This window comes from Psychrobacter sp. SZ93C1 (assembly GCF_015864635.1).
GTDB classification, from domain to species: Bacteria; Pseudomonadota; Gammaproteobacteria; order Pseudomonadales; family Moraxellaceae; genus Psychrobacter; species Psychrobacter fozii.
This window is the reverse complement of the sequence record NZ_JADYWY010000004.1, coordinates 349,210-357,349: the sequence shown is the minus strand read 5'-3', so window position 1 is coordinate 357,349 and position 8,140 is coordinate 349,210. Positions and strand designations below refer to the sequence as shown.

5 protein-coding genes are annotated in these 8,140 nt (G+C 45.2%); all 5 read right to left on the bottom strand.

Translation table 11 applies throughout. The annotated features are described in order from the left end of the window. Nucleotides 1-880 (bottom strand): phage late control D family protein (locus tag I6E83_RS07755; RefSeq protein WP_197100928.1); only part of this gene is annotated, 880 nt, incomplete at its 3' end. 192 nt (nt 881-1,072) lie between these two features. Further along, complete coding sequence (gene tssA / locus I6E83_RS07750; RefSeq protein ID WP_197100927.1) at nt 1,073-2,224, bottom strand: type VI secretion system protein TssA; 1,152 nt, start codon at nt 2,222-2,224, stop codon at nt 1,073-1,075. After that, nucleotides 2,224-5,151, bottom strand: a complete 2,928-nt coding sequence (gene tssH / locus I6E83_RS07745) for a type VI secretion system ATPase TssH (protein WP_197100922.1) — start codon at nt 5,149-5,151, stop codon at nt 2,224-2,226. Before tssH ends, tssA begins: the two co-directional genes overlap by 1 nt. Nucleotides 5,152-5,300: 149 nt before the next feature. After that, the gene (gene tssG / locus I6E83_RS07740) at nt 5,301-6,341 is read right to left on the bottom strand and encodes a type VI secretion system baseplate subunit TssG (RefSeq protein ID WP_197100920.1); all 1,041 of its coding nucleotides are present in this window, start codon (nt 6,339-6,341) and stop codon (nt 5,301-5,303) included. Beyond that, nucleotides 6,305-8,128 carry a type VI secretion system baseplate subunit TssF gene (gene tssF, locus I6E83_RS07735; RefSeq protein ID WP_197100918.1) on the bottom strand — a complete coding sequence of 608 codons (1,824 nt, stop codon included), beginning with the start codon at nt 8,126-8,128 and terminating at the stop codon, nt 6,305-6,307. Before tssF ends, tssG begins: the two co-directional genes overlap by 37 nt. Between the last annotated feature and the right edge of the window lie 12 nt (nt 8,129-8,140).

Below are 8,140 nucleotides of genomic sequence, written 5' to 3'. Positions count from 1 at the left end.
TGCTACTACCAGTATAAGTGCCAATTAAGCGGTTATCGTAACGATATAGATCACTCTGCTGAGTATGTTGGGCAACTTGCGGACGAACGGTGGTGATGCGGTCTTGTCTGTCAGCGAGGTTAGCAGGGTTTTGACTGAGGATGCTTTGAATGTCATTGGCATCAGGACGCAGTATTTCACCATCATGGGGTAGTAGCACCAGCGTGTGACTGTCCACGTCATGACGATAGTAACCTGTAATACCATAAAGAGTGAGATACTGCGTTAAGTAAGCGAGATCTGTTTGGTTATATTGCACGCTGTGCTGAATATGATAGACGCTGTCATCACTGAGACGTTCGTCCATCTCAACATTCATATCATATGGGCTAATAATATCGGTGATCAGCTCGCTTAGACTGAGGTGATGATGACGGCGGTTATGACTAGATAGGCGTAACTGGTTCAAAGCAGGTTCGCAGATGATACGATACGCCGCCATACCACTGTTGCTACCCAAAGCTACAACTTCGGTAATGACACCATGACGGATCTGACTGGTTAACAGCGCGTCGCCAGTATTCCAGTGAATCGCTAAACTTTGTCCTATCCAATCTTTGGTAGCCAGTCCTGCTTGCGGATGCAATAGCGTAATACTTATACGGTAGCCGCAATAGAGCGCCAGCTGACGCTGCTGATATGATTGCGCTCGTTGATCTTGATGATAAGGGCTTGGATAAGCATCAGGCGTTGGCATAAGCGCGGGCTTACTCCACACGCTATCAGGCAGCGGCATGCCAAGCAAGCTCTCCACCAAGTCAGCTTGTTGAATAAGGCTAGTAGCAATATCAGGATGGGCACTACTAATTTGCAGGTGCCGTTTTGTTTGAGTCCATACCATGACAAGCCCTTCTCTATCAGTCCAAAGATATAAATACAGCTCACCCACTATCAAACTACTACGATATCGATATCATGGTGGATAGACTGTATTCATATTACAAAATTAAAAATGGCACACAGATTGTTGGCAAACCAACCATCCAATCAGCTGTTCAAACCCAATTTAACTATTCAAGCCCAATCCAACTATTTAATTATAGCCATCATCAGATGATTCACGTTTTGGCTGAATCCCAATCATGTCTGAAAGATTAGCAAGCTGATCTTCATTTTTGATGATATGTGTGAGCCATTGATCTAGCGGCATATCGGCCCAATTAATCGCCCGTCCGAGTAAAAACGTCACTGGGCTGTGCGGCTCATTGGTCGCAAAGTAGTCTTGGATTTGACCCAATAATTTAAGCGCTTGCCGGCGATTGCTTTGATGATCGCGGTTGTTCGGATTAAAGCTGGTTGATGCGCTTGTTTTTGCGCCAATTGCTTGTCCATCATTTAGCACTGCATCCTCAGTAGAAAAACCTTCTTCCATATCGTCAATACCGTCTTGACTATTACTGTCTACCATATCAACCTGCTCTGGTATCAATGAGTGCAGGTGTTGCTTCAGTCCAGCCAACAGCTCTGTCACTGGCGCGAAGACAGGCGCATCGATACCCATTAAATCATTTAGTTGGTCAGACAATGCCTGCCACTGCTCGGTAACGGTACTCAGAGTCGTCATCAATGCATGTTGCCATGATTCACTACTGCTTTTGATGGCTTGGTTATAATCACTAAGCGTCAATTGGCTGGACGATTCGCTATCAGGATTCTGCTGACGCTGCTTGTCATGGTCACGAGCGGTTAGATAATAGTTATAATTATATTTTTCTGTTTTTGTATCAGAGAGCGATAGCTGTTTTAGGTCATCAGTGAGCGCTTTTACAAACCATGACAATAGCCCTGCCCTAATATCCATGCTGTCTTCTTCACCATCCAATGGTGGATACATGGTGAGCCAGTACTCGTCATTGAATGCTTGTAATACGCTTAGCCCATGACTAATACCTGCCAGATGATTCGTATGACTCAAGGCATCAACGTACCATAGTGCTAACTTCATGTCCTTGCTGGTATGGCTCAGCAACTCTGCACATTGGTTTTTGACAAAATCCCAATCAGCGACTTTTAATTCAGTGACCCAGTTGCCTTGTGCCAGCAGTGGATCGTCCTCTTGACGAGCAGCAACGATGGCATCGATACGTAAATCAAAAGTCAGGTCTTCGCCGACACCATGACGACTGCCATCAATAGGAGCGATAAGGGCATCCATATTGGTGGCTAAAGAGTTATCAGTGCTCATTATAGTAATTCCTCTTTAACAGGTTTTTTGCGTGCTGTTTTTTTAACTGTTGGCTTTTTAGCAGCAGGCTTTTTGGCTGAAACTGGTTTTCTTGCCGACTTTTTAACCTTCTCCTCAGTCTCATCTTCACTGTATTGCGCCATTTGATTCAGTGGCACAACCGCATCGGTATCCAGACGATACGCAAAATTATCTTCATTATCGACGAATACAGTAATTTTCTTTAGCACACTTTGACTGTCATCGTGCGCCAGTAGCTGACCTGCCAGCTGCGGTAGCAAGGTATGACTGATAATGGCATCGGCATTACGTGCACCAGAGTCGACCTCATGACAACGCGATAAAATGAGCTCAATGACTTCATCGTCAATGACACAAGGCACATCATAATTGTCATGGATGCGGCCAGTGATTTTATCCAATTTCAGGCGAATGATTTCTGCGAGCGCGTCATCCGTCAACGGATAATAAGGGATGACCGTTAAACGACCCAAAAAGGCAGGCTTGAAAGCTTTGTATAAATGCGGATTAATCACCTGTTTTAGGCTATCGCTGTCTGGTAAGCTAAAATCAGTGACGGCTGGATCAGTATTGATGCACGCTTGCATAATCTGCGATGAACCAACATTACTGGTCAATAAAATAAGCGTGTTTTTGAAATCAATTAAACGCCCTTCGCTGTCTTCCATCACCCCTTTGTCAAAGACCTGATAAAACAAATCCAACACGTCTGGATGGGCTTTTTCAACTTCGTCAAGCAAGAGCACACTATAGGGACGACGGCGAATAGCCTCCGTTAGCACACCACCTTCGCCATAGCCAACATAGCCTGGTGGCGAGCCTTTTAATGAGGCAACACTATGCGCTTCCTGATACTCTGATAGATTGATGGTAATAAGATTACGCTCACCACCGTACAGCACCTCTGATAGCGCCAATGCGGTTTCTGTCTTGCCCACACCGCTTGGCCCGACGAGCATGAACACCCCTTGCGGGCGATTGGGGTCATCTAACCGTGCTTTCGCCGTATGAATCCGCTTCACGATAGCAGCCACAGAATGGTCTTGGCCAATCACGCGCGTCTGTAAGGTGTCAGCCAAATTCAAGATATGGTCTTTTTCATTCCCCGCCATATCGTTGAGTGGAATTCCTGTCCAATCCGAGATAATCTGCTTAATAACTTGTCTGTCTAATACAGGATGAATGAGACGATGTGTCTCTTGTACTTGTTTTAGTGACTGCTCAATACTTTGGTATTCAGACTGTTTGTCTAAGCGCTCTGTTGCACTGAGCGTATCAGCACCATCAGCCTTGCCATTCAACTGCTGATTGAGTGCATCGAGCTGATCATTAAGCTCGCGCTGTTCGTGCCAGCGACTGGTCATGTCAGCAATGCTTTGTTGATTGGTTTGGCGCTGCTCATCAAGCACGGCAATTTTTTGACTGACTTTTTCTTTTTCGTCCACACCGCCGATACGCTCAAGCTGTTGACTGAGATTATTGATATGCTGCTCTAATTGCACACCTTTGGCTTGTAATCTATCCAGCTGATTGGGCATGGCGGTTTTCGATAAGCTCACCCGTGCAGCTGCCGTATCTAATACGCTGACCGCTTTATCAGGCAGTTGTCGATCGCTGATATAACGTGCTGACAGCTCAACGGCTGCTTGTAGCGCATCGTCATCTATCAATATGCCAAAGTGCGACTGCATCTTGGCACTCAAACCACGAATCATCGCCACTGCCGTATCGATATCAGGCTCATCAACTTTGACCACTTGGAAGCGACGTGACAATGCTGCGTCTTTTTCAAAGTATTTCTTATACTCTGACCACGTCGTCGCCGCAATGGTTCTCAGCTCACCACGAGCCAGCGCAGGCTTAAGCAAGTTCGCCGCATCGTTTTGACCTGCCTGCCCGCCAGCGCCGATTAAGGTATGCGCTTCATCGATGAACAAGATAATCGGCTGTACCGAGGCTTGTACTTCTTCGATGACTTGCTTTAGACGGTTTTCGAACTCACCTTTGACACTCGCCCCAGCTTGCAATAGCCCCATATCGAGGCTACGTATCGTCACGTCTTTGAGCTGATCAGGCACTTGACCGGCAACTATCTTTTGCGCCAATCCTTCTACCACAGCAGTTTTACCAACGCCTGCCTCACCTGTCAAAATTGGATTGTTTTGACGACGACGAATCAAAATATCGATCAGCTGATGAATTTCAAACTCACGGCCTATCACTGGATCTATTTGCTCTGCACTGGCTTTAGCAGTCAAATCATAAGTATATTTATCCAACGCAGGGGTTGGCTTAGTTTCAGTTTTATTAGCGTCTAAAGATTCTTGATTGTTAATATCATTGTCTACACTATCATCAGCACCCTTATTCACGCCTTTATTATTGACGCCTTTATTGCTGCTTGATCCACTACCCTCAGTACTACCAAGACACTGGCGTTCATAATCATCTTTTAGGGTAAAACGATCAATATACTGTAGCTGCTCAGGGAGGGTTTTTAATAATGACTGATAACGCTCATACGCCAATAACACCAGTAATATATGCCCAGATCGGATTTCTAGTGGATTGTTATTATCATCGCTTTGGCTATGTTGGCTACTGGCTAGCTCCCACGCATCTTCTAACAACGCCATCAACCCTTGACTAAACACAGGGGTCGAGCCTGTTGCCTGACTAAAAGTACCGAGCAAGTCTGTGATATCTACTAGCAATGCCTGCTGATTAATCTTATTGAATTTCAGTATTTGAGCCACGTCATTGTGCGGCGTCGCAATCAACTCATGCAATAGATGGACAGTATCGACTTCACGATGTCCATTATTGATACAAAGCCTAGCTGCCTGCTGCAAACACTGTCGGCAGCTCGGACTCAAGCGGGTAATTACAGCTTTTAACTGGCTCATAAACCTTTTCCTTTGGCATTCTGATTAGACTTAACATTATTTTTATAAAACTGACGTATAAAACTTAGCGCGACTTCTTATAATCATTAGTGAACAGACCGTTTTTAGCCTATTTACCGTTTAGGGTTCAGACTGACGACATGCCCTAGCTATTGAATAGGCAATGCATAGCGAGTGTCATCATGATGCTGGGTCGCGGGCTGCGATACCAAAAACCCGCCTTGCCCCAAGCCACCAAAACCACTTTCAGACAATGACAAAGGAGTGATGTACTGCTTGTCCAACTCGAGCTGCATTTCAACGGCAAGACAGACACCGCACCATTTACGAATAAAATCAATGATGACTTGATACATATCACCGGCTGGCAACAGTCTCAAATAACGCTTGGCATCCAACTGGTGAAATACAATTCTAATTTTGCTATCGAACTGTACGACGCGCGCACCGCAAAATGCAGATAAGCCAAGTGCCGCATGTTGTCCACCAAGTGCGGTCTGCTCACTAGCTGGCAAGTCAAACCATTCTGGTACGAACTGCTCCACACTCACCGTGCTATCCAAAAAGTGCGACAGTACATGTGCTAACTGATCAGCGGTCAGACGTCCGGGGGCAATCATGCCAGCATAGGCAATCAAGCTATCGATGGCGGTCAACTTTTTGGGCTGACGTGCCAGTGCCCGCAAACTCAACAGGTAGCTGTCTTTTTTATCCTTTAACTCATACTGTAATGGCAAGTTATAAAACCAGCTCGCTTCGACATACAAATCAGTTAAACGATGGTTAAATAAATCTAAAAATGCCGGTGCAGCTTTGTCTTTTGCATGATTGACTCGCGATGCTAAATGATCGGTATACATCGCGGGCAAAGCCGATAATGGGCCCGTAAGGCCGATAACTGCTGGGCAAACCTCTATCTGTCTGGCCATTAACGAACTGGCCTTTATTTGACCATCATCTACTGAACTATCACTGCCTTCCATATTGTCTTGGGCAATGAGCGCCATTGACTCAATTTCAGCTTGCGGATATGCCAATGACAACGAGGCACGGTAACGCACTTCGATAGGCGCATGCCCCATGCTAACTTCATGCTGAACCAAGCGCAGCGCTTGCAATAGCTCATAAGATTGCGGCGCCGCTAGTAAATCCGTTAGATAAGAGGACTGAGACCGCTGCGTGGCTGACATCTGTATATCTCCTCTTTCGTAACGGCATCACTAATGGCAACCTCAACGAAGCTGTTCAAGCTAGCGTGATAGCCAAAGACATGAGCCAATAAATGGGCAAACTGGCGGATACTCACTCCAGCAAAATTCTTTTGGTTAATCTGAATATCAATGACCGTACCACGCACAAACCCAGGTTGCGGTAAGCGCTGAATACGCCTAGCCGTAATACTGGTTTCGACAGAGACAATGCCTTCAACCAGCAACTTATTAGATGCTGATTGGGTAATATCATAGAGCGACAGATACTCTTTCATCAGCTCCGCATCTTGGGCTGCCAATGATAAAAAATTCAGACTAATCAGCGATATCAATCGCCAGCGCTCTTCACCTGTGTATTCAAACCGTGCGGTTCTGGTTGGCTGCTTTAATAGTGACAAACTGCTAAATCCTGTCATACCTTCACTAAACAGATCGCCACGGCTTTGACCGAATATCACTTGGGCGGGCAAGTCTCTATTGGTACATAACAAAGAAGCACTCATGCTCACCGCGCCTGACAAGTCTTCACGGTTTTTTTCTACAAACATAATCTGGTATTCAAAACCTTGCTTAAACTCAGCCATGTCTTTATCACGTTTAATGTGATAATAACGGCCTTCATCTTGCTGCTCATAGTGATTGAGCGCATAAAACGGATGGTATTCACGTTGTATCAGACGATTGTCGCTTTGCTTAGACTCTATGACCTTGTTGACCTCATAGATCTCATGCTGAAAAAGCGCGCGAGTATCGGGCACCAAATCATAATAGACAGAACGATGGGTCACTTGGATAGGCTTGGCAGCAGCTTTGAATAGATTAACAACAGGCGTGCAAAACAACTTGATACTGCTAGCGCTTAGCTGCTGCAGGTTTTTTAGGCGAATGGTGTTTTTTTTATCAAACTTAAAATAACAGCGAATCTCAAAGCCATTACTATCGATTTTTAAATTTGGACAAGCACGGCCAAGATTCAGGCGTAAAAAGTTGAATTTTTCAGGGAAATAAAAATACTCTTTTAGTAAAGCAGAGGCGGCATTACTCACACGGTGACTGGGGAGCACTTGCTGTTCAGGGTCAAAGCCTATAATCTCAAACGGACTACCCGTTATCTTGTTGACCTGCCTACCATGAAGATGCGTTTGCTTGACATCACACCATAATAAATCCCAGAGACTGGTGCCCTGACTGGCATCTTCGTCTATATACAAATCAAGCGAGTGACTTAATAACGCCTGATAGTCAAAGCTTGGATTCAGCGCCTTAAATTTAATACTGATACAACCATTTAGCAGGCCATGCTGATTGTCATAGATTTCTTGACGAGTCTCGAAGCTGACGCTATCTATCTCTATCGGTAACAACGTCACGTCTTGGGTTGACTGAAACTGGCAAGGCGTCCCATTTATCTTTTGGGTGGCAAATGTGCTCTGTTTCGGTGCCAAGACCGCTTCACTCATCGCATTGCCCTGCACGCCTAGATTGAACTGTGCGATAGAGACGGATGGAAAGGGTTTGAGATAATCAGGATAAACAACTTCTAATAACGATTCTGTAAAGTCAGAATACGAGTCATCTAGTTTTTTATTGATACGCGCGCTAATGAGAGAAAAAGCCTGTATCAACCGTTCAATATGTGGATCATCTACGGTATCGTGCCCCATCAATAACCGATTGGCTATTTTTGGGTACTTTTTGGCAAACTCTTTTGACTGTTTATTAAACAGGCTAAGCTCATGCTCAAAATAAGGAAGTAGACTGTCCATGATGCCTCAATA